Source organism: Vibrio sp. Vb1574 (assembly GCF_033338675.1).
The window spans coordinates 1-1,587 of record NZ_JAWOTC010000149.1 but is presented as its reverse complement, the minus strand read 5'-3'; the positions used below and the strand labels follow the sequence as shown (position 1 = coordinate 1,587).

The following is a 1,587-nucleotide window of genomic DNA, read 5'->3' as shown; positions in this document are numbered from 1 at the left end:
ACAAAATCTTAAATTGAAGAGTTTGATCATGGCTCAGATTGAACGCTGGCGGCAGGCCTAACACATGCAAGTCGAGCGGAAACGAGTTATCTGAACCTTCGGGGAACGATAACGGCGTCGAGCGGCGGACGGGTGAGTAATGCCTAGGAAATTGCCCTGATGTGGGGGATAACCATTGGAAACGATGGCTAATACCGCATAATGCCTACGGGCCAAAGAGGGGGACCTTCGGGCCTCTCGCGTCAGGATATGCCTAGGTGGGATTAGCTAGTTGGTGAGGTAAGGGCTCACCAAGGCGACGATCCCTAGCTGGTCTGAGAGGATGATCAGCCACACTGGAACTGAGACACGGTCCAGACTCCTACGGGAGGCAGCAGTGGGGAATATTGCACAATGGGCGCAAGCCTGATGCAGCCATGCCGCGTGTGTGAAGAAGGCCTTCGGGTTGTAAAGCACTTTCAGTCGTGAGGAAGGTAGTGTAGTTAATAGCTGCATTATTTGACGTTAGCGACAGAAGAAGCACCGGCTAACTCCGTGCCAGCAGCCGCGGTAATACGGAGGGTGCGAGCGTTAATCGGAATTACTGGGCGTAAAGCGCATGCAGGTGGTTTGTTAAGTCAGATGTGAAAGCCCGGGGCTCAACCTCGGAATAGCATTTGAAACTGGCAGACTAGAGTACTGTAGAGGGGGGTAGAATTTCAGGTGTAGCGGTGAAATGCGTAGAGATCTGAAGGAATACCGGTGGCGAAGGCGGCCCCCTGGACAGATACTGACACTCAGATGCGAAAGCGTGGGGAGCAAACAGGATTAGATACCCTGGTAGTCCACGCCGTAAACGATGTCTACTTGGAGGTTGTGGCCTTGAGCCGTGGCTTTCGGAGCTAACGCGTTAAGTAGACCGCCTGGGGAGTACGGTCGCAAGATTAAAACTCAAATGAATTGACGGGGGCCCGCACAAGCGGTGGAGCATGTGGTTTAATTCGATGCAACGCGAAGAACCTTACCTACTCTTGACATCCAGAGAACTTTCCAGAGATGGATTGGTGCCTTCGGGAACTCTGAGACAGGTGCTGCATGGCTGTCGTCAGCTCGTGTTGTGAAATGTTGGGTTAAGTCCCGCAACGAGCGCAACCCTTATCCTTGTTTGCCAGCGAGTAATGTCGGGAACTCCAGGGAGACTGCCGGTGATAAACCGGAGGAAGGTGGGGACGACGTCAAGTCATCATGGCCCTTACGAGTAGGGCTACACACGTGCTACAATGGCGCATACAGAGGGCGGCCAACTTGCGAAAGTGAGCGAATCCCAAAAAGTGCGTCGTAGTCCGGATTGGAGTCTGCAACTCGACTCCATGAAGTCGGAATCGCTAGTAATCGTGGATCAGAATGCCACGGTGAATACGTTCCCGGGCCTTGTACACACCGCCCGTCACACCATGGGAGTGGGCTGCAAAAGAAGTAGGTAGTTTAACCTTCGGGGGGACGCTTACCACTTTGTGGTTCATGACTGGGGTGAAGTCGTAACAAGGTAGCGCTAGGGGAACCTGGCGCTGGATCACCTCCTTAAACGATGATTATTGCGATGAGTGT

1 rRNA gene is annotated in these 1,587 nt (G+C 53.2%); it reads left to right on the top strand.

Features of this window, described 5'->3' with window-relative positions:
• Window positions 1–10 precede the first annotated feature (10 nt).
• Window positions 11–1,563: ribosomal RNA gene (locus tag R7O12_RS24315) — 16S ribosomal RNA — on the top strand.
• The last annotated feature ends 24 nt before the right edge of the window (window positions 1,564–1,587 follow it).